The 19,554-nt window shown below is 50.0% G+C and carries 20 protein-coding genes; 12 read left to right on the plus strand and 8 right to left on the minus strand.

The window, feature by feature from the left end:
• Positions 1–28 precede the first annotated feature (28 nt).
• From IMZ16_RS06015 to IMZ16_RS06035, 5 genes are all read left to right on the plus strand, one after another.
• Positions 29–712: a response regulator transcription factor gene (locus IMZ16_RS06015; RefSeq protein WP_073177846.1), complete on the plus strand. Its 684-nt coding sequence runs from the start codon at positions 29–31 to the stop codon at positions 710–712.
• A 122-nt stretch (positions 713–834) separates the two neighbouring features.
• Positions 835–1,551, plus strand: coding sequence for a polyprenol monophosphomannose synthase (locus tag IMZ16_RS06020; protein ID WP_193439282.1), 717 nt, complete (start codon positions 835–837; stop codon positions 1,549–1,551).
• Positions 1,524–1,904, plus strand: coding sequence for a DUF4296 domain-containing protein (locus IMZ16_RS06025; RefSeq protein WP_193439283.1), 381 nt, complete (start codon positions 1,524–1,526; stop codon positions 1,902–1,904). Before IMZ16_RS06020 ends, IMZ16_RS06025 begins: the two co-directional genes overlap by 28 nt.
• Entirely contained in the window at positions 1,905–3,038 is a 1,134-nt protein-coding gene (tgt, locus tag IMZ16_RS06030) for a tRNA guanosine(34) transglycosylase Tgt (protein ID WP_193439284.1), read from the plus strand.
• A complete protein-coding gene (locus tag IMZ16_RS06035) occupies positions 3,039–4,133 on the plus strand; it encodes an LptF/LptG family permease (RefSeq protein WP_193439285.1) in 1,095 nt (364 codons plus the stop codon).
• Here the strand turns inward: IMZ16_RS06035 and IMZ16_RS06040 are convergent.
• The gene (locus IMZ16_RS06040; RefSeq protein ID WP_317173198.1) at positions 4,127–4,846 is read right to left on the minus strand and encodes a biotin--[acetyl-CoA-carboxylase] ligase; all 720 of its coding nucleotides are present in this window, start codon (positions 4,844–4,846) and stop codon (positions 4,127–4,129) included. The genes IMZ16_RS06035 and IMZ16_RS06040 overlap by 7 nt on opposite strands.
• A gap of 83 nt (positions 4,847–4,929) precedes the next feature.
• Between IMZ16_RS06040 and rsfS the strand changes: the two genes are divergently transcribed.
• The 7 genes from rsfS to IMZ16_RS06075 all read left to right on the plus strand — a co-directional run bounded on the left by rsfS (position 4,930) and on the right by IMZ16_RS06075 (position 12,153).
• Positions 4,930–5,292 (plus strand): ribosome silencing factor, encoded by a 363-nt coding sequence (gene rsfS / locus IMZ16_RS06045; RefSeq protein WP_073177855.1) that lies wholly within the window; start codon positions 4,930–4,932, stop codon positions 5,290–5,292.
• Between the two features lie 32 nt (positions 5,293–5,324).
• On the plus strand, positions 5,325–7,304 hold the full coding sequence (gene ftsH, locus IMZ16_RS06050; RefSeq protein WP_193439286.1) for an ATP-dependent zinc metalloprotease FtsH: 1,980 nt from the start codon (positions 5,325–5,327) through the stop codon (positions 7,302–7,304).
• 91 nt (positions 7,305–7,395) lie between these two features.
• On the plus strand, positions 7,396–7,977 hold the full coding sequence (locus IMZ16_RS06055) for an LUD domain-containing protein (protein WP_073177859.1): 582 nt from the start codon (positions 7,396–7,398) through the stop codon (positions 7,975–7,977).
• Between the two features lie 6 nt (positions 7,978–7,983).
• Positions 7,984–8,838 (plus strand): phosphatidate cytidylyltransferase, encoded by an 855-nt coding sequence (locus tag IMZ16_RS06060; RefSeq protein ID WP_193439287.1) that lies wholly within the window; start codon positions 7,984–7,986, stop codon positions 8,836–8,838.
• Entirely contained in the window at positions 8,838–9,488 is a 651-nt protein-coding gene (locus tag IMZ16_RS06065; RefSeq protein WP_193439288.1) for a phosphatidylserine decarboxylase family protein, read from the plus strand. Before IMZ16_RS06060 ends, IMZ16_RS06065 begins: the two co-directional genes overlap by 1 nt.
• Positions 9,489–9,543: 55 nt before the next feature.
• Entirely contained in the window at positions 9,544–10,107 is a 564-nt protein-coding gene (locus IMZ16_RS06070) for a hypothetical protein (protein WP_193439289.1), read from the plus strand.
• A 3-nt stretch (positions 10,108–10,110) separates the two neighbouring features.
• Entirely contained in the window at positions 10,111–12,153 is a 2,043-nt protein-coding gene (locus IMZ16_RS06075; RefSeq protein ID WP_193439290.1) for a cation:proton antiporter, read from the plus strand.
• A 14-nt stretch (positions 12,154–12,167) separates the two neighbouring features.
• Here the strand turns inward: IMZ16_RS06075 and IMZ16_RS06080 are convergent, their stop codons facing one another.
• The 7 genes from IMZ16_RS06080 to IMZ16_RS06110 all read right to left on the minus strand — a co-directional run bounded on the left by IMZ16_RS06080 (position 12,168) and on the right by IMZ16_RS06110 (position 19,531).
• Positions 12,168–14,006 (minus strand): ABC transporter ATP-binding protein, encoded by a 1,839-nt coding sequence (locus tag IMZ16_RS06080; RefSeq protein WP_193439291.1) that lies wholly within the window; start codon positions 14,004–14,006, stop codon positions 12,168–12,170.
• 23 nt (positions 14,007–14,029) lie between these two features.
• Entirely contained in the window at positions 14,030–14,560 is a 531-nt protein-coding gene (locus tag IMZ16_RS06085; RefSeq protein WP_193439292.1) for an RNA methyltransferase, read from the minus strand.
• An 11-nt stretch (positions 14,561–14,571) separates the two neighbouring features.
• Complete coding sequence (locus IMZ16_RS06090; RefSeq protein WP_193439293.1) at positions 14,572–14,889, minus strand: hypothetical protein; 318 nt, start codon at positions 14,887–14,889, stop codon at positions 14,572–14,574.
• A complete protein-coding gene (locus IMZ16_RS06095; protein WP_193439294.1) occupies positions 14,890–15,849 on the minus strand; it encodes an endonuclease/exonuclease/phosphatase family protein in 960 nt (319 codons plus the stop codon).
• Positions 15,846–16,493: a rhomboid family intramembrane serine protease gene (locus IMZ16_RS06100; protein ID WP_193439295.1), complete on the minus strand. Its 648-nt coding sequence runs from the start codon at positions 16,491–16,493 to the stop codon at positions 15,846–15,848. The genes IMZ16_RS06095 and IMZ16_RS06100 overlap by 4 nt, the downstream gene beginning before the upstream one ends.
• A gap of 4 nt (positions 16,494–16,497) precedes the next feature.
• Positions 16,498–18,258, minus strand: coding sequence for a DNA mismatch repair endonuclease MutL (gene mutL, locus IMZ16_RS06105; RefSeq protein WP_193439296.1), 1,761 nt, complete (start codon positions 18,256–18,258; stop codon positions 16,498–16,500).
• Between the two features lie 64 nt (positions 18,259–18,322).
• The gene (locus IMZ16_RS06110; protein WP_193439297.1) at positions 18,323–19,531 is read right to left on the minus strand and encodes a BaiN/RdsA family NAD(P)/FAD-dependent oxidoreductase; all 1,209 of its coding nucleotides are present in this window, start codon (positions 19,529–19,531) and stop codon (positions 18,323–18,325) included.
• Positions 19,532–19,554: the final 23 nt, after the last annotated feature.

Raw genomic sequence — 19,554 nt, forward strand, 5'->3', positions numbered from 1 at the left:
CAAATCTCAAAAATTTAAAACAAAGAATATGAACAGAATACTATTGGTAGAGGACGACCAGAGCTTTGGCGCGGTACTGAAAGACTACCTAAGCATTAATAATTTTGAAGTAACCCTGGCTACGGATGGCGAGCTGGGGCTAAAAGAATTTACCGACGGAGAATTCGACCTGTGCATTTTCGATGTGATGATGCCGAAGAAAGACGGCTTCAGCCTCGCGGAAGATGTAAAAAAAATAGACAAAAACACCCCGATCATCTTCCTCACAGCGAAAAATATGCGGGAGGATATTCTGAAGGGTTACCAAATCGGGGCAGACGACTACATTACCAAACCGTTTGATACTGAGCTACTTCTGTACAAAATCCGGGCGATCCTGCAGCGAAGTTCCACATTGGAAAACGAGGAGCAGGAGCAGTTTAAAATCAGCAACATTTACTTCGATTCAGTGCTGCGGCAGCTGAAGGTGCACGACCAGGAACACAAGCTTTCCCCGAAGGAAAACGACCTGCTGAAGCTGCTCTGCATACACCGCAACGACTTTATGCCGAGGGATTTGGCGCTGCGGAAAATCTGGAAGAAGGAAAACTACTTCACGGCGCGCAGTATGGATGTGTACATCGCCAAGCTGCGCAAGCTACTGAAGGACGATGAAGGCTTGGAAATCATCAATGTGCACGGCGAAGGCTTCCGGCTGCTGGTGAAGAATTAATTTTTAGAACGGAGATTTTAGAGCCAAGAATCAAGAGTTTTGGTGCGTCGCGAGATCCATTGATGAGTCTTGATTCCTAGTTCTTGCATCTTGTGTCTCAAGTCGTATCTTTGCCGATTTAAATGAAGAAGCTCGTCATCATCCCAACTTTCAACGAGAAGGAAAATATCGAGGCCATTATCCGGGCGGTTTTCGCTATGCAGCAGGGCTTCGAAATTCTTGTGGTGGATGATTCTTCTCCGGATGGCACGGCGGAAATCGTGCAGGAACTTCAAGCGGAATTCCCTGAAAATCTGCACCTTACGGTTCGGAAAACTAAGGATGGCCTTGGCAAGGCGTACATCCACGGTTTTCGCTGGGCGCTGGATAGAAACTACGATTTCATCTTCGAAATGGATGCCGATTTCTCGCACAATCCCGAAGATTTAATCCGCCTTTACAACGCCTGCCAAAACGCAGATATGAGCATCGGCTCACGCTATTCTCAGGGTGTGAATGTCGTGAACTGGCCTATGGGTAGGGTGCTGCTGTCGTACTTCGCATCCATCTATGTCAGGCTGGTGCTCGGCATCCCCGTGGCAGATACCACGGCGGGCTTTGTTTGTTTTAAACGGGAAACTTTGCTAAAAATTAACATTGACAAAATAAAGCTGAAAGGCTACGGTTTTCAGGTGGAGATGAAGTACCGCGCATTTTTGCAGGGGCTGAAAATCGTGGAAGTGCCGATAATCTTTACCAACAGGGTACGCGGCGAAAGCAAGATGAACGGCAACATCATCGGTGAAGCTGTGGTGGGAATTTTGCAACTGAGATGGAAAGCATTGACGGGAAAATTATGAAAAAGCTCCAGATTTTAGCCTTATCTGTACTGCTTTCCTGCAGCGGCACCATACCGAAGCGGGAAAACCTGATACCGGAAGGGGAAATGAGCAGCATCATCGCGGATTTTGCAATCAATGACCAAATGGGCTTACTGAACCAGCAGGGGGATATGCAGCAGCAGGGACTTTTCATACTTCAGCAGCACAGGATCTCGCAGGAGCAATTTTTGGAAAGCCACCGGTATTACCTCACGAAACCCTGGAAGCTGGAGAAAATTTACTCAGACGCTCAGGACATTATTCTGTCGAAAGATCCAGAAGCTAAGGCTTATATTGAAAAGAAAACAAAAGAAGAGACAGCCCCAAACTAAATGAATCCTTTTTTCCAAATTGAAAAAACCACGGAAAGCAAGGCAAGGGCCGGAATAATTTCCACAGATCACGGCAAAATCGAGACGCCGATTTTTATGCCTGTGGGAACAGTGGCTTCCGTGAAAACCGTGCACCAAAGTGAACTTCGGGAGGATATCAAGGCGCAGATAATCCTTGGGAACACCTATCACCTATACCTTCGTCCGGCAATGGAGGTGATGCAGAATGCTGGCGGTTTGCACAAGTTTATGAACTGGGATTTGCCGATTCTCACGGATTCCGGTGGCTTTCAGGTGTTCAGCCTTTCGGATTCAAGGAAGATGACGGAGGAAGGCGTGAAATTCAAATCGCACATCGATGGAAGTTATCATTTCATCTCACCAGAAAAATCAATGGAAATTCAGCGGCAGATAGGCGCCGATATTTTTATGGCCTTTGATGAATGCACTGCCTATCCTTCCACCTACACTCAGGCGAAGCTTTCGATGGAGATGACGCATCGCTGGCTGAAACGCTGCATAAAATGGTGCGAAGAAAATCCGGAAATCTATGCGCACAGGCAGCACCTTTTCCCGATTGTTCAGGGCTCTACTTTTTCGGATTTACGGAAGATTTCCGCGGAATTCATTTCGGAGCAAAACTGCGATGGCAACGCAATTGGCGGGCTTTCCGTAGGTGAGCCGGAAGACGAAATGTACCGCATAACGGATGAGGTGACGGACATTCTGCCGAAGGAGAAACCGCGCTACTTGATGGGTGTGGGTACGCCGTGGAACATCCTGGAATCCATAGGCCTTGGTATCGATATGATGGATTGCGTAATGCCTACGCGAAACGCAAGAAACGGGATGCTCTTCACCTGGAAAGGCGTCATCAACATTAAAAACGAGAAGTGGAAGAACGATTTTTCGCCACTGGATGAATTTGGCAAAAGCTATGTGGATAGGGATTATTCCAAGGCTTATGTGCGGCATTTGTTTGTATCGAGGGAGTACCTCGGGAAGCAGATTGCATCCGTGCACAACCTGGCATTCTATCTGGATTTGGTGAAAACTGCGCGGCAGCACATCCTTGCAGGCGATTTTTACCAGTGGAAAAATTCCGTGCTTCCAGAATTGAAAAACCGACTTTAGATGAAAATCATCGACAGATACATCATCCGGAAATTCCTGGGAACGCTGGCGTTTATGCTGGTGCTGCTGTCGGTAATCGTGGTTGTTATCGATGTTCAGTCAAAGGCTCCGAGAATCGAAAGCAACGGCTATACCGTGGGCTATTTCCTGCTACACTACTATCCGTACTGGATGGTGTATCTCATCATCACCTTTATGTCCATCCTCGTTTTCATCTCGGTGATTTTCTTCACATCCAGGATGGCGAACAATACTGAGATCGTGGCAGTGGTGAGCAGCGGCGCGAGCTTTCACCGTTTTGCGCGGCCATATTTTATCACCTCGCTGCTGCTCGCCGTGATGGCATTTTTCATCAACCACTACGGCCTGCCGAGGGCGAATGTGAAAAAGAACAAGCTGGAAGCCTATGTAGGCACAGAGCGCAAAAAACAGGCTCTGGAAGGTGATGTGGAAATCGCTACCAAGCTTACGCCAGACACTTATCTTTTCATCTTCAACTACAACCGGAAAAGCGAGCGCGGTACGGGGATGCTTTGGCAAAAATTTGATAAAAACGGCAAGCTGCTGCACCAGATTTCAGCGAATGATATATACTGGGACCCTCAGAAGCAGCGCTTTGTCCTTAGCAATTTTTATGAAAGGAAAGCAGGGGAAAAAGATACGCAAATAATCAGCGATGGCGACACAAAAATGCTGGACTTCGGCAGGCCGCCGAAGGAGCTCTTCCCGGACGAACTTTCCGCACAATCCAAAACCACGCCGGAGCTCCGCAGCTTCATCCGCGAGGAAAAACTGAAAGGGAACGGCAACCTGACCACCAACTACATCGAACTTTACCAGCGGACCTCTATGCCGGTGTCCATCATCATTCTCAGCGTACTGGCACTCTCCCTCTCCTCGCAGAAAAAACGCGGCGGCCTGGGCATCAATCTTGCCATCGGCATTGCGCTGGCGTTCGTTTTCATCTTCTCCTTCGAGGCGCTGAAAGTGGTGGCGGAGCACAATACCATCCCGCCGATGCTGGCGATGTGGCTGCCCAACATCGTTTTTGCGCCGGTAGCCTTTTACCTGTACTGGAAAAGGGCAAATCAGTAGAGCAGCTCCATTTCTTTGTGGTAAAATTTCCTTAGCCCTCCGTTTTCCAACTCTACCCAAAGGAAACCTTCCGCATCGGCTTTTCGGATGATGCCATTTTGTCTTACTTTTTCAATTTCAAAAACGGATACTTCATCCTTGCGGAACAGATGCCCGTTAAATTTCTCCAGGATTTCTTCATCGCCTTTTTGGGGGAAAATATTCTCGCTAATGTACTGGTGAAATTCTTCCGTAAACATATGTAAATCAGGCCTTAAGCCCGTTTGAGTGAATATCGATCCCGCTTTCGGCAGCTCCGAAAACTCATCATTTAAAATATTGATCCCTATGCCGATAATGAAATATTCCCGAAGATTCTCAGCCTTATGTTTCTCAATCAGGATGCCGCAGATTTTCTTTTTTTTAAGGATAATATCGTTCGGCCACTTTATTTCCGCATCACAATCAGTCACTTTGGCAATGAAATCTCTCACCGCCGTGGCGGTATGATAATTGAATAAGTTCGCAGAAGTGCGGAGTAAATTCGCTTCTACAGCAAGGCTGTATGCGAGGTTTTCTCCGGGGCGGCTCTGCCAGCGGTTGCCGTATTGCCCACGCCCTGCCGTTTGGCAAAATGTGTATACGGCCGTACCACAGGGGTTTTCCTGGATGAATTCCAGGATTTCGGAATTGGTAGAACCGCAGGTGGGGATATGGTGCAGGCTTATCAACATTGTAATATTTTGAAAATCGAATAATTATTTTTTTAACTTTAAACTTGGCAAAAAGCGGTAAATTTGCAAATATAAATTTTTGAATGACAAAATCTGCAGAAAAGCAAAGACTAATATCAACAATCACTGAAGCCATCCAGGATGTAAAAGGCGAAGAAATTCGCATACTCGATCTTTCCGGAATAGAAAACGCCGTAGCCGAAACATTCATCATCTGCAGCGGCAACTCCAACACGCAGGTGGCAGCCATCTCCGCCGCGATCCAGCGCCGCGTAAGGAACGAGGCAGGCGAGCGCCCGTGGCATGTGGAAGGCGAGGAGAACGCGATGTGGATCCTGATGGATTATGTATCCGTAGTTGTCCATATTTTCCAGAAACAAATCCGTGAGTATTATGACATCGAGGAGCTCTGGGGCGATGCCAAAATCACTGCCATAGCAGATTAATTTTTTTAAAACAATTTTTTCCAAATTTTAAGATGAACAACAAGGGATTCAACTGGTTTTTCCCAATAGCCATCCTCGCGATGATTTTTTTCTTCTTCGGTAATGGATTCGGGGAAGATTTAGCTAAAGCAAAAATTAATGAAGAGCGCTTTTTCGAGCTGATGCGCGAGGGCAAAGTAGATAAACTAATCCTTTACAAAGATGCCGAAGATGCCGATGTATTCCTCACAAAGGAGGCGGCATCGGCGAGCGTGAAAAACAGCCGCGCCGAGGAGATGTTCCCGGGTATGAATTTTGCTGCCGGGCCGGTGGCGGATTATTCGTTCAACTATGGGGACCTGCAGCATTTCCAGGAAAAATTCGATGCCGAAAAGGCAGCCAACCCGGCGCTAACGACACAGCTGAACATAGACCGCAAGGGCTCCGAGATGAAGAGCCTGCTGCTGCAGATGGCGATGTGGTTCGGCGTAATGTTTTTGATCTATTACATTTTCTTCCGCAGAATGGCTGGCGCAGGGGGCCCCGGGGGGCAGATTTTCTCCATCGGGAAATCCCGCGCAAAACTTTTTGACGAAAAGGAAAAAGTAAATGTAACCTTCGCCGATGTTGCAGGCCTAGAAGGCGCGAAGGAAGAAGTGCAGGAGGTGGTAGATTTCCTTAAAAATTCTGAAAAATACACCAAGCTTGGAGGGAAAATTCCAAAGGGCGTGCTGCTGGTGGGCCCTCCGGGAACGGGTAAAACCCTTTTGGCAAAGGCTGTAGCCGGCGAAGCCAAGGTGCCGTTCTTCTCACTTTCCGGCTCAGATTTCGTGGAAATGTTTGTCGGTGTAGGGGCGTCGAGAGTGCGTGATTTGTTCGCGCAGGCGAAAGCAAAATCTCCGGCGATTATTTTCATCGATGAAATTGACGCCATCGGCAGGGCACGGGGAGGAAAGAATTTCACAGGTGGTAATGATGAGCGTGAAAACACTCTGAATCAGCTACTTACAGAGATGGATGGTTTCGGTACGGATACCAATGTCATCGTAATGGCGGCTACCAACCGCGCCGATATTCTGGACAAAGCCCTGATGCGCGCCGGCCGGTTCGACCGCTCAATTTATGTAGACCTGCCGGAACTCCACGAGCGGAAGCAGATTTTCAATGTGCATCTCGCTAAAATTAAGGTGGATGAATCTGTAGATGTAGATTTCCTTGCGAAACAGACACCGGGATTCAGCGGTGCTGATATCGCGAATGTCTGCAACGAATCTGCCCTGATCGCCGCGCGGAACGGGCACGAAGCCGTTACAAAACAGGACTTTCTGGATGCTGTAGACCGAATTATCGGCGGTCTCGAGAAGAAAAATAAAGCCATCAAGCCTTCGGAGAAAAAGCGGGTTGCCTACCACGAGGCCGGCCACGCCACGATTTCCTGGCTGGTAGAGCACGCCGCACCGCTTCTTAAAGTAACCATCGTTCCGCGCGGCCGTTCCCTCGGCGCAGCCTGGTATCTTCCGGAAGAGCGGCAGCTGACGACCACGGAGCAGATGCTGGACGAGATCTGCGCTACCCTCGGCGGGCGCGCCGCGGAGCAGACTATTTTCGGAAACATCTCCACCGGTGCGCTGTCCGATTTGGAAAGGGTAACCAAACAGGCACAAGCGATGGTGACCATTTATGGGCTGAATGACAAAGTAGGGAATATTTCCTATTACGACAGCTCCGGCCAGGCAGAATTCAACTTTGGCAAGCCTTATTCCGAAGAAACTGCAAAAACCATAGATGAGGAAATCTCCAAAATAGTGGAGCTGCAGTATCAGCGCGCGCTGGAGATCCTTGGCACCCACCGCGACAAGCTAGAGAGGCTGGCAGAAAAACTATTGGAAAAAGAGGTGATCTTCCGTGAGGATTTGGAAGAGATTTTCGGCAAGCGCGCCTGGGATCCGGAGCTTACGGAAAAACCTCTGACCACCGTAGAAAACGAAATTCCGGAAACGGTGGTGGCGCCGGAGAGCGGCGGAGTTATTTAAATAAGTTTAATAATCCCTCGGGGCCCGCCTGGGGGTTTTTATTATCGGTAAAAATATTTATACATTTGTATAATAATACACGCACGGTCAGTTGAGTATTTTTAAGAAAATAATAAAAAAAATCGTCCCGCAGCAGGAGCCCGCAGACGAGCGCAATGTGGCAAGGCTTGCCGATCAGCTGAAGAATGCTGATCCGGACTACCGATTTGCTCAGCTCTTTACTCACGACGGAGGCTTTTTCAACTATTGCGGCGATGAGGCCGAGGCATTGCAGACGCTGAATCAAATAATTAAAATAGAAGAAATCCAGTCAGTGTACTGTTTCGATGAAGATCTGAAGAATTTCCTCAGCGTCATCAATGTAAAATATACTCCCGTGCTGGAGCTTTTTAATGACGCGGCATTTATCACTTGCGAATATCTAATGGCGGACAGCGGGCGTATCATGCTCACTTCCAACAATATACAGCATTACCCTTCTTCACGCCTGCCGGATAAAATCATCATAATGGCTACGGTATCCCAGATAGTGACGAACCTGAACGAGGCTATGATGAAGGTAAAACGCCAGGGCACTTGCAAAAACCTGACCTCCATCAGTTGCGGGAAAGGGCAGCTGGAGACCATGGAGAAGGCGAACACAAAAATCTTCCTACTTTTGCTGGAAGATTAGCATCTTATGGACCGCAACCTCATCCTGCGTACCGTCTCCGGCATCGTTTACTGCGCGGTAATTATCGTGTGTACCGCTCCCGTGCTGCAGGCTATCTTCCCGCACTTGCCGCAGCAGCACCTGTTTTGGGGCCTGATGGGCTTCCTGATGCTTTGCGGGGCGTGGGAGTGTACGCGCCTGATGAAATTCGACAAGAGATCCTGGGAATTCTATGCCGTATTCCCGCTAGTAATTCTTGTTTTCTACAGATTTTCGGTGCGCTACTACCGACACGGGTTTTATTTCAGCTTCCATCTTCCAGAGCTGCTGGAGCTGAGCCTGATTGCCCTCGCCGCAGTCACATTATTCAGATTCCGCGATGAGCTGTATTATGAAAACGGGAAGCTGATTTTCACAGTGATCTACACCGCGCTGCCCTTCTCCTTCGCCCTCGGGCTGCCGAAGTTCGGGAACAGCGGTTTTTCTCTGGAGGTATTTTTTCTCTTCATCCTCATCTGGTGCAGCGACACCTGCGCCTACCTGGCGGGGCGGCTCTTCGGAAGACACAAGATGGCGCCGAAAATTTCTCCCAAAAAAACCTGGGAAGGCTATGCCGGGGGAGTGGTTTTAACGCTGATCGTTTCATTTTTTGTGGAAAAATACAATCCCGACCTTCGTGGCAACTGGATCGCGGTAGGCCTGCTGGTCTCGCTCTTCGCCCCCCTGGGGGATCTGGTGGAAAGCCAGCTGAAACGCAGCTTCGGAGCGAAGGACAGCGGCAAGCTGATCCCCGGGCACGGCGGCGTGCTGGACCGGCTGGATAGTTTCATCATTTGCGCCCCGGTTGTATATTTGTACTTCTTAATCGAAAAACTTTTCTGATGAAACTCCACCGAGAATCCAGGGCTACGCTCCTTATTTCCTCAGTTTTATTTGCCATTATCGCGGCTATTTCCATCTACTACCTGGAAATGTGGTCGCTGCTGATAATAGTGCCGCTGCTGGTAACTTACGGCCTGATCCTGTGGTTCTTCCGCGTGCCGAAGCGCCAGATCGCGGAGCACAGCGAGACGGTGGTAGCCCCTGTGGACGGCAAGGTGGTGATGATAAAGGAGGTGGAGGAAAATGAGTTCCTAAACCAGAAAGTGACGCAGATTTCCATTTTTATGTCACCGCTGAATGTGCACATCTGCCGCTACCCCGTCACCGGAGAGGTGATTTATAAAAAATACCACCCGGGGAAGTACCTGATGGCGTGGAACGAGAAATCCTCCACGGAAAATGAGCGCACTACCCTTGCGGTACAAACCGCTCTAGGGCACCCGGTAGTGTTCCGCCAGATCGCCGGGTATATGGCGCGGCGCATCGTGTTTTATGCCAATGAGGGCGATGTGGCAAAGGCCGGCCACGAGTTTGGCTTCATCAAGTTCGGCTCGCGGATGGATGTCTTTATCCCGACCAATTCCGAAATCCGGTGCAAAATCGGGGATAAGGTAAAAGGCGGGCTGGATGTAATCGCTAAGCTGGTGTGACTGTAGACTGCAGCATTTAATTTTATTTTTCTTAAATTTTCCAAAAATTTTTCGGATGAAGTTTCCCGCGTCTCTCTTTGCCATTGGCATTATTTTAATCTCCTGCAGCAAAATTGACAACAGCCGCGAGGCAGGCCTGCGCGAGCGAGATTCCTTGCTTACCGCGCGCGAACAGGCTTTGGCTTTAAAGGAAGCCGATTATCAGAACCTTATAAAGATGCGCGACAGCATCCAGGCACAGCAGGACAGCCTTGCCGTCACCCCGCAACTTTCTCCCGTTTTTGCCGGTAGGTGGAATGGTAAAGTAGTGTGTACAGAATCCAACTGCTCCGACTATGTGGTGGGAGATACGCGGGTAGATGCCTGGGAGCTCACGATAGACGGCAGCGACATAGCGCTTTCCAACACCAACAAATCCGGCAGCGTACAGGTATACAAAGGCCAGTACGACGGGACGAACATAAACCTGACGAATGAGCGCACCACGGATTCCGGGAAGCTCATCGAGATAAGAATGCAGCTGAATAACTTAGGGCAGAAGCGCATTTCTGGCACGCGCGAGCTGCAGGTAGATAAAAACTGTACCGCAAAATACACCGTGGAACTCATCAAAGAATAGCGTATGCTAACAATTTTAGATCATTTTACCCTGCCGGTGGAGGATCCTGTGCTGAAGTTCCTCCTCATCCTGCTGATTATCCTCTTTGCGCCGCTGCTACTCAATAGGGTTAAGGTGCCGCACCTCATCGGGCTGATAATCGCCGGCGCGCTGGTGGGCCCGAACGGCTTCAACATCCTGCCGCGCGATGCCAATATCGTGGTTATTGGGACTACAGGTCTGCTTTTCATCATGTTTCAGGCAGGGCTGGAGATCGACCTTACGGAATTCTACAAAAATAAATGGAAAAGCCTGGGGTTCGGCTTCTACACTTTTATGATCCCGCTGATTTTCGGGATCATCGCTGGGCGGTACTTCCTTGGTTTTGATTGGCTTACGGCGGTGCTCTTCGCCAGCCTCTTTTCCTCGCATACGCTCATCACCTACCCGCTGGTAAGCAAGCTCGGCATCGCGAAAAACCCTGCCGTTACCATCACCGTGGGCGGAACGATGATTACCGACATCGCCGCACTCCTGATACTCGCCGCGTGCGTGGGAATGGCGAAGGGTGATGTAACCACAGAGTTCTGGATACGCCTGGGTGCCTCCGTGCTTGCCTTTGGCGCCGTGGTTTTGTGGCTTTTTCCCATCATCGGGCGGTGGTTTTTCAAGACAGTGGATGATAAAATTTCGCAGTTCATTTTTGTAATGGTGATGATTTACTTTGCCGCGCTGCTCGCCGAAATAGCAGGCATTGAGGCAATCATCGGGGCATTCCTCTGCGGTCTCGCGCTGAATAGGCTCATCCCGCACACTTCCGTACTGATGAACCGCATCGATTTTGTCGGGAATTCATTATTCATTCCTTTTTTCCTAATCAGTGTGGGGATGATTATTGATTTCAGAGCCTTCTTCAAAAACCCGGAAACGATAAAGGTGGCTTTGGTAATGACGGTTCTTGCGCTGGTGGGGAAATATCTCGCCTCGGTAGCCACACGAAAGACCTTCCGCCTCAGCCGTGCCGAGGGCGGCGTGATATTCGGGCTTAGCTCTGCCTCGGCGGCGGCTACCCTGGCTTCGGTAATGGTAGGCTACAACATCATCCTTGGCGAGAATGAGAATGGAGAGCCCATCCGCTTGCTCAACGAAAGCGTGCTGAATGGCAGCATCCTGCTTATTTTGGTGAGCTGTACCATCTCGTCCTTTGTGACCCAGAAAAATGCGGGGAAAGTAGCGCTGGAGATGGATGAAGAAGATGATAGCGGAGAGGGCGAGGAGCGCATAATGATAGCTCTGAATTATCCCGAAACTATAGAAAGCCTGACGGAGCTAGCCCTGCAGACAAAATCCCCCAAGAATAAGGACAGGCTCTTCGCCCTGAACATCATCGTAGAGGATGAAAGCGCGGAAGTAAATGAATCCAGCGACAAAAATGCGGATAAGCTTCTGCAGCAGGCTACGCAGATCACCACGGCTTCGGATGTGGCGATGACCCCGCTAAAGCGGTACGATTCTGATGTGATCGCGGGCATTAACAATGAGATCAAAAAGAATAAAATCACCGACCTGATCATCGGGGTGGAGCCGGATAAAGGCTTCTCGCCCACTTTTGTGTACAATCTCTACAGCGGATACCTGGCGGATGAGGATACCACGGTGCTGGTTTCGCACATACTACAGCCTATCGGCACGCTTGCGGAGTTCCACATCGCGTTGCCGGCTGGGGCAGAGCTGGAGGCCGGCTTTCAGCAGGCGCTCTCCCGAATCTGGAATTTAGGGAAAAACCTTGGGGCAAAAATGAACTTCTACGCCACAGAAAAGACCATCCGGATACTTGAAAAATTCCAGCGAAGAACGGCTTTGAATGCGGAATTTATTATCCTGGAAAACTGGAAGGAACTTTCAAAGATTTCCGGCAAGATAAAAGCCAACCATTGCCTGATCCTGCTAATGTCCCGCCGGGGGCGTGCCGCATACCTGCCGGAGATGTCGGCAGTGCCGGACTTCTTGAATGGAAACTTCCGCGAGAAAAATTATGTGCTGATCTACCCGGGAGTGCAAAGCTGAGAGACGCTTTCTCATTAACCAAAATTCTGCAGCTCTACCAGTTTTCTGTATATACCGCCCAAGGCAAGCAGCTCGGAATGCGTACCCTGCTCCACGATGCTGCCGCGTTCCATTACCACGATTAAATCCGCTTTTTTAATAGTGGAAAGCCTGTGGGCTATCACCAGCGAGGTGCGGTTTTCCATCATCTTTTCAAGGGCATCCTGCACAAATTTCTCGGACTCGGTATCCAGCGCGGAGGTGGCCTCATCCAGAATCATCACGGGTGGGTTTTTCAGCACGGCGCGGGCTATGGAGAGCCGCTGCCGCTGCCCGCCGGAGAGCTTGCTGCCCTCGTCCCCGATATTGGTATGGTATTTTTTAGGGAGGCTTTCTATGAATTGATGCGCATTGGCAATTTTCGCGGCTTTTACCACCTCCTCCTCCGTAGCCCGGGGGTTGCCGATAAGGATATTGTTGTACACGGTATCGTTGAACAGCACCGACTCTTGCGTTACCATACCGAGCAGGCTGCGGAAATCGGTCAGTTTTAAATCTTTTACATTCACCCCGTCTATCAGGATTTCTCCTTCGGAAACATCGTAGAACCGCGCGAGCAGGCTAGCCACCGTGGATTTCCCGGAGCCGGACTGCCCTACGAGTGCCACAGTTCTCCCCCGCGGTATGGTGAGGTTAAAATTTTTGAGTATGATATTTTCTTTTTCGTAAAAGAACCCAACATTGCGGAACTCGATTTTATCCTTAAGATTTTCCACCGGCAGTGCATTTTCCCGCTCCGCCACTTTTATATCAAAATCCAACACCTCGGTGACGCGCTCCAGGCTTGCCATACCGCTCTGCACGCTGCTGATGGCGTTGGAGAAACTCTTTGCAGGCTCCAGAATCTGGAAAAAAAGCCCGATGAATACCAGAAATGCCTCCGGCTGCATGCTGTGCTCCTCTATAATCTGCCTGCCTGCAAACCAGGTGATCAGCAGTATGGTGACGCTCCCCAGGAACTCGCTGGAGGGCGATGCCAGCATACGGCGGCGGCTCATCCGCATCGTGTAGTCCTGCCAGTTTTCGGATGTGGTATTAAACCGCCGTTTAAGAATTTCTTCCGCATTAAATATCTTAATAATTTTCGACGCCCTCAGGGTTTCATCTACCATAGAAAAGAGATTCCCCAGCTCGTGCTGGGCTGCGTGTGCCTCGCGCTTTAGGGACTTGCCTACGCGGGAGATGATCCAGCCCATCACGGGGAAAACGATCAGGGAAAACATGGTAAGCTGCGGCGAGAGGGCGAAGAGCGCCAAGAGGGAGAAAATTATCATAAAGGGCGCATTTACCAAATCCACCAGGCTGCCGAGTATCCCCGAATCCACCGTATTGATGTCGTTGGTAATGCGGGACATCATATCCCCTCGGCGGCGCTCCGTGAAGAAGGCTACCGGCAGCTGCAGAAATTTATTGTACATCTCGGCACGCATATCCCTGGTAATGAGCACCCTGTAATTCACGAGCAAAAGCGAACCGATGTACCGGAAAAGGTTCCTCAGCAGGAAGGCGAACCCGGTAACCGCGCAGAGCACCGCCAGCACCGGGATGGCGCCGTGCTCATTGATCTGCAGCTGGATGGCGTAGTAAACACGCTGCTGCAGGGAACCGAAGAATTCCGAAATTCCGCCTCCGCTGGGCGGCGCCTGGGTGGTATCCACAGCATCCACAGTGCCGAACATCAGCCCAAGAATCGGGAGCATAGTGGCTACGGAGAAGATATTCAGCACGGAGTACAGAATGTTGAAAAACATACTGCCCCAAAGATAGCGGCTGTATGGTTTGGCAAATTGCAGGATTCTTTGTGAAGGCTTCATTGGTTTTCAAAATTAAATAAAAATTACCGCAAAATCCGGAAGAACTCCCACATTATGATCCCTGCACACACGGAAACATTCAGCGAGTGCTTGGTGCCCAGCTGAGGAATTTCCAGAAAAGCATCGCAGTGCTTCATGGCGCGCTGCGAAAGCCCCTCCACCTCATTGCCCAGCACGAGGGTGTATTTTTTGTCTTTGCAGATTTTAAAATCGGTAACAGCCCGCGAGGCCGTCGTTTGCTCAATGCCGATGATTTCGTACCGCAGAGTTTTAAGATCGAGCAGCGCTTCAGATATATTCTCGTAAAACTGCCACTCTACGCTTTCCGTAGCGCCAAGCGCAGATTTGTGGATTTCTCGGTGGGGCGGCTTTGGCGTAATGCCGCAGAGGAAGATTTTCTCCACCAGAAACGCGTCCGCCGTGCGGAATACCGCGCCTACATTGTGCATGCTCCTCACATCATCCAGCACTACGACCAGCGGGGTTTTTGCGGCGTTCTTAAACTCCTCGATGCTTATCCTACCGAGCTCTTCAAGTTTTAATTTTTCTGTCAATTTTAATAATATTATTCTGCGGCCTTTGGCTCGCTCTCGTTGTCTTTAGTCCTGTCTTTCAGGTTTTTATCCTGCGGCTTCTCGGCTTTTTTCTTTGCGGAGTCTTTGGTTTTTGGCTTAATGTTTTTTAAGGAATCTACCGGCACCGTGTCGTATCTCACCAATACCACATTCCGCGAAGTGGCGCCCGGGGCGAAGGAATCCACCGCGGCGGTATCGTAGGGCGCAGGAAGGTTATCCGCTTCTGCTGCCGGCAACTCGCCCTGTGGTTTGCTGCAGAAAGCAAGGCAAAGGGCTGCCGAAAGGTATAAAAATTTATAAGCTCTCATCTATTTCAAAGTGAATGTAGCGATTACTGGGTAATGGTCGGAGTAGCGCACGCCCCGGTCTACGCGGTAGGTACTCGGCAGGATATCTTTGGAACAGAAAAGATAATCGATGCGGATCGGGAATTTAAAATCGTGAAAGCTGGTGGCGCTGCCCCTGCCTGCCGCGGTAAACGCGTCCTGCAAGCCTTCCGAAAGCGAGTAATATTCAAAGGAGTTGGGTACGGAATTCAGGTCGCCACCTACGATCACGGGATAGGGCGAGTTTTTGATAAATTTTTGGATTATCGGCACCTGCTGCCCGTGAATGCGGAAGGTGGAGAGTAGCCTGTTTTTCAATACCTCAGCTTTCATTTCATTTTTCGCTGCAGATTTCACTAAATCTTTATTGATATAAAACGGCTCGAGGTAGATGTTGATAAAACGGATTACTTTGCCGTTTATCTGTATGTCTGCCGCCATCGCCTGAGAATTTCCGTCGCCAATATCTATGAGCTGATAATTTACGATCCTGTGCGCAGAACTGATGGCAACCACAGATTCCTGCTTCACGAAAGGGTAGAAATTCTCCGCCGGCCTGTATTCCTGATGGAAAACCACATCCGCGTTGTGCCTCAGCAGGTAGTTCCGCACCGCATCATTCTCGCCGCCGTTATAATGACCGTTGTAGGTGATCACCTTAAAATTTCCGGGCTTTTTTTCAGGGGTAAAATTAATCCACCTCTGCGCCGGTTTGAAGAAAAAGATGCTTATCAGCAGAAAAAACACGGCACGCTTGCGCCGAAGTAGCAACCAAAGTACGGAGAGCGCGACATGAATGCCAAGCAGCGCCGGGAACGCCAGCGAAAGGAGGTTGAGGTAAGGAAAAACGACCGGCGACACCACCGCATTCAGCCCGCAGAGCAGCAGGGCCACCACCACCAGAAGGTGGACGGCGGCAAGGAAAGTGCGCAGCAAATTCATCGGTAGAAATTATGTTGAGGTAGTTTTTTCTTCCAGCTCCGTGCCATTATCCAGCCAACGATTGCCCCGCCCACATGCGCGAAGTGCGCTATCCCGCTCATCTGGTCGCTGAAGCCCAGGTATATGGATACTACGATGATGACCGGGAGGATGTACTTTGCGCTGATGGGTACGGGTATGAACATAAAGTAGAGCTTGGTATCCGGGAAGAGAGTGGCGAAGGCGGTCATCACCCCAAAAATAGCCCCCGACGCCCCCACCATCGGCGTATTCAGTATGGCGTCGCCCTCTGCGGTGCCTGCTGCCTGGGTGTAGAGGTAATAATTCCATAAATTAAACAGCAGAAATGCCCCGAGACCGCTAAGGAAATACAGCAGGGTAAACCTCTTCCCGCCAAAGAGCCGCTCTATGGTAGGCCCGAAACTCAGAAGCGTAAGCATATTGAAAAGGATGTGCATAAGGCTGCCGTGCATAAACATATGCGTAACCACCTGCCACCACCGGAAATAAGACGAGAGTGGAAAATAGGCTGGGAAGCTCACCAGAAGCTGGTGCACCGCGGGCAGGGGGAGGTACATCAGTGCAAAGATCACTGAGTTGAGCAAAATAATATTTTTGGTGATGGGCGCCTGATTGTCAAACATTGGTTTAAAATTTATTTTTTAATTCCTCCAAAGGTAATTCAATAAAACAAATTTTACCGTCCGGAGCGTAATTTGGGAAGCCCGCCGCGGAGAAATCCTTGAGCAGCTCCTGCATTTCATATTTATAAATAAAATCAAACCGGGACTTGGAATGCAGCTTATTCCACTGATTGTCATAAAAATGCAAAAAATCCTCCTCGGTGTGATAGTCAAGGATTTCGAAGAGGTCCTCCAGGAATTTTATCACCTTCGTCTCCTTCAGCCCCTGCGGCACGGCGTCTATCCTCAGCACATTCTCCTGTGCCAGCGTCATATCAAAACCCAGCTGCGGGAGGTATTTCTTTATGGAGCGGAACTTTGTTTTCTCAATTTCATTGAGGTGATATTCCAGCGAGAATAGCAGCTGGTGGGCTTCCGTACTTCGTTTTTTTCCTTTATTTCGCTCCGCATTGATGACGCGGTGCATCCGCCCGGGGTCCAGCATCAGCGTCCCGCCCTGGCGGTTCAGCAGCCAGTAGCCGTTGGGCAGCCGCAGCAGGTCTTCGTCAAGGTTTTCATCATCCTCAAAAAGGTTGATTTTTGAAGGAGCAGTTTCGGCAGTGCCGTAGATTTCCTCCAGATTCAGCATTTCCGGCTGGGTTTTGCCTTCCTGTTCAAAGGGATTGAAATTCCGGTCTACCGTGATGCCCGCCGGCTTGTTCAGCGAGCTGGCCGTAGCGTTTCCGAGAAAATTCTCAACCTGCGGATCTCGGTCAAAATCTAGCGACGGGGCAATGTTGTAGATGCCCAGAGCGCGCTTGACGGTGGAGCGGATGAGGGCGAAGATCAGGCTTTCATCCTCAAACTTTACCTCGGTTTTCTGCGGATGTATATTGACATCAATCCTGCCAGGATCCAGCTCCAGGTAGAGGAAAAATGACGGAATGTAGCCCGGCATCAGCAGCCCTTCGAATGCCTCCACCACTGCCTTGCTGAGGTACGGGCTGCGGAAATACCTGCCGTTTACAAAGAAAAACTGCTCGCCGCGCACCTTCTTTGCCCCCTCCGGCTTAGCCACATATCCGTGAAACCGTACCCAGTCCAGCTCCTCTTTTATGGGGATAAGGAGCGGCTGCAGCTTCCGCCCGAAAATCTCCACGATGCGCTGCAGCTGGGAGCCCTTGCGCAGGCGGAAGACGATATCGTCGTTATGATAGAGATCAAACTCCACCTCCGGATGCGCAAGCGCCACCCGCTGGAACTCATCGAGGATGTGCCGGAATTCCACATTATTATTTTTCAGGAATTTGCGCCTTGCGGGGACATTGTAAAAAAGATTTTTCACCAAAAAATTGGAGCCTTCCGCCGTCTGTACCGGCTCCTGAAACTGGAGCCCCCCACCTTCTATGTAGATGTTGGTACCTATGGGCGCATCCTTTTTCCGCGTCTTCAGCTCTACCTGCGCCACCGCCGCGATGGACGCCAGCGCCTCGCCGCGGAAGCCCTTGGAGGCTATTTTAAAAATATCCTCAGTGTTTCGGATTTTGGAAGTGGCGTGCCTTTCGAAGGCCATTCGGGCATCCGTTTCGCTCATCCCGATGCCGTTGTCCACCACCTGGATGAGGTTCCTGCCGGATTCTCGCACGATAAGTTCTATTTTGCTAGCCTTTGCATCTATGGCATTCTCCAGAAGCTCCTTCACGATGGATGCCGGGCGCTGCACCACCTCGCCCGCTGCTATCTGGTTCGCCACATGATCCGGCAAAAGTTGGATGATATCTGCCATTTCACCTGCAAAAATAGGCTTTTTATGCGTGCCACCTTATTCTTATTTCTCATTTGCGAAAACTTTAGACAGTGCCATTCAGTGCCTGGGCAATCAGCCAAGCCTCGCTCCAGCACGCTTGGAAGTTGAAGCCGCCGGTTACGGCATCGATGTCCAGAACCTCGCCGGCGAGGAAGAAATTCTCCAGCAGTTTGGATTGCATCGTTTTAAAATTAATTTCTTTCAGCTCCACGCCGCCCGCCGTTACGAACTCCTCTTTGAAGGTAGATTTCCCGTTTACCGAAAAACGCTTCCTGCAAAGATTTTCCAGCATTGCCATTATTTCTTTTTTGCTGATTTGGGAGAGCTGTTTTTCAGCTTTGATTTGAGATATTTCGAGAACTCTCTGCCAGAAGCGGTGAGTTACATTGAAAATTTTGCTCTGGCCTATGGATTTTTTAGGATGGTTATTTCTAAAATCAAGGAAAATTTCTTCAGTATCCCGAATGTTTTCCCCGATGAAATTCACAAGGATTTCAAACCGATAATTCTGCGCCGCTAATTCTCGTGCCTTCCACGCTGAAAGTTTCAGGATTGCCGGCCCGGAGAGCCCCCAGTGCGTGATGAGCAGCGCGCCAGATTCTTCCGTTTTTAAAGCGGGGACTGATATTTCCGCATATTCAAAGTTTGTGCCGGAAAGCCCCTCCAGCAGCGCATCCTGAACATTGAAAGTAAACAGCGACGGCACCGGCGGCACGATGCCGTGACCGAGATTTTCCAATATTTTCAGCGATCTTGGCGCGCTGCCCGTGGCGAATACTACGGCATCGGCAGGGTATACCCCCCCGGAAGTAGAAATTTTATAAATTTCTTCCTCACAGGCGATGTCCCGAATGGCGCAGCGTGTCTTCACCTCGAATCCCTTTGCTAGAACTTCTTTCGTGATGGTGTCAATGATGCTTTGCGAGTTGTTACTCTCCGGGAACACGCGGTTGTCGTCCTCGGTTTTCAGCTTCGTGCCGCGTTCTTCGAACCAGGCGATGGTATCCGCCGGCTGGAATTTTGAGAATACGCTTAAAAGCTCCCTGCTGCCTCTGGGGTAAAACTTGGCGAGCTCGCGCGGATCGAAGCAGGCGTGGGTCACATTGCACCGCCCTCCGCCAGAGATTTTTACTTTCTGCAATACATCGGCATTCTGCTCGAATATCTTTACCTCACATTTTTCCTCTTCAAGATTGGCGGCGCAGAACATCCCTGCAGCCCCGCCCCCGATGATTGCCACGCGCATTTTCATTCCGTAATTTTTTTCTAAAAAAT

The sequence above is a fragment of the Cruoricaptor ignavus genome, from assembly GCF_014961145.1.
GTDB classification, from domain to species: Bacteria; Bacteroidota; Bacteroidia; order Flavobacteriales; family Weeksellaceae; genus Cruoricaptor; species Cruoricaptor ignavus.

Excerpts from the sequence above, each read along its gene's own strand:
- IMZ16_RS06095 (WP_193439294.1), bottom strand. The coding sequence starts at position 15,849 with ATGAATTTGCTGCGCACTTTCCTTGCCGCCGTCCACCTTCTGGTGGTG.
- IMZ16_RS06015 (WP_073177846.1), top strand. The coding sequence starts at position 29 with ATGAACAGAATACTATTGGTAGAGGACGACCAGAGCTTTGGCGCGGTA.
- IMZ16_RS06075 (WP_193439290.1), top strand. The coding sequence starts at position 10,111 with ATGCTAACAATTTTAGATCATTTTACCCTGCCGGTGGAGGATCCTGTG.
- IMZ16_RS06020 (WP_193439282.1), top strand. The coding sequence starts at position 835 with ATGAAGAAGCTCGTCATCATCCCAACTTTCAACGAGAAGGAAAATATC.
- IMZ16_RS06025 (WP_193439283.1), top strand. The coding sequence starts at position 1,524 with ATGGAAAGCATTGACGGGAAAATTATGAAAAAGCTCCAGATTTTAGCC.
- ftsH (WP_193439286.1), top strand. The coding sequence starts at position 5,325 with ATGAACAACAAGGGATTCAACTGGTTTTTCCCAATAGCCATCCTCGCG.
- IMZ16_RS06080 (WP_193439291.1), bottom strand. The coding sequence starts at position 14,006 with ATGAAGCCTTCACAAAGAATCCTGCAATTTGCCAAACCATACAGCCGC.
- IMZ16_RS06090 (WP_193439293.1), bottom strand. The coding sequence starts at position 14,889 with ATGAGAGCTTATAAATTTTTATACCTTTCGGCAGCCCTTTGCCTTGCT.
- IMZ16_RS06040 (WP_317173198.1), bottom strand. The coding sequence starts at position 4,846 with ATGTTGATAAGCCTGCACCATATCCCCACCTGCGGTTCTACCAATTCC.
- IMZ16_RS06110 (WP_193439297.1), bottom strand. The coding sequence starts at position 19,531 with ATGAAAATGCGCGTGGCAATCATCGGGGGCGGGGCTGCAGGGATGTTC.
- IMZ16_RS06065 (WP_193439288.1), top strand. The coding sequence starts at position 8,838 with ATGAAACTCCACCGAGAATCCAGGGCTACGCTCCTTATTTCCTCAGTT.
- tgt (WP_193439284.1), top strand. The coding sequence starts at position 1,905 with ATGAATCCTTTTTTCCAAATTGAAAAAACCACGGAAAGCAAGGCAAGG.
- IMZ16_RS06070 (WP_193439289.1), top strand. The coding sequence starts at position 9,544 with ATGAAGTTTCCCGCGTCTCTCTTTGCCATTGGCATTATTTTAATCTCC.
- IMZ16_RS06060 (WP_193439287.1), top strand. The coding sequence starts at position 7,984 with ATGGACCGCAACCTCATCCTGCGTACCGTCTCCGGCATCGTTTACTGC.
- mutL (WP_193439296.1), bottom strand. The coding sequence starts at position 18,258 with ATGGCAGATATCATCCAACTTTTGCCGGATCATGTGGCGAACCAGATA.
- rsfS (WP_073177855.1), top strand. The coding sequence starts at position 4,930 with ATGACAAAATCTGCAGAAAAGCAAAGACTAATATCAACAATCACTGAA.
- IMZ16_RS06035 (WP_193439285.1), top strand. The coding sequence starts at position 3,039 with ATGAAAATCATCGACAGATACATCATCCGGAAATTCCTGGGAACGCTG.
- IMZ16_RS06100 (WP_193439295.1), bottom strand. The coding sequence starts at position 16,493 with ATGTTTGACAATCAGGCGCCCATCACCAAAAATATTATTTTGCTCAAC.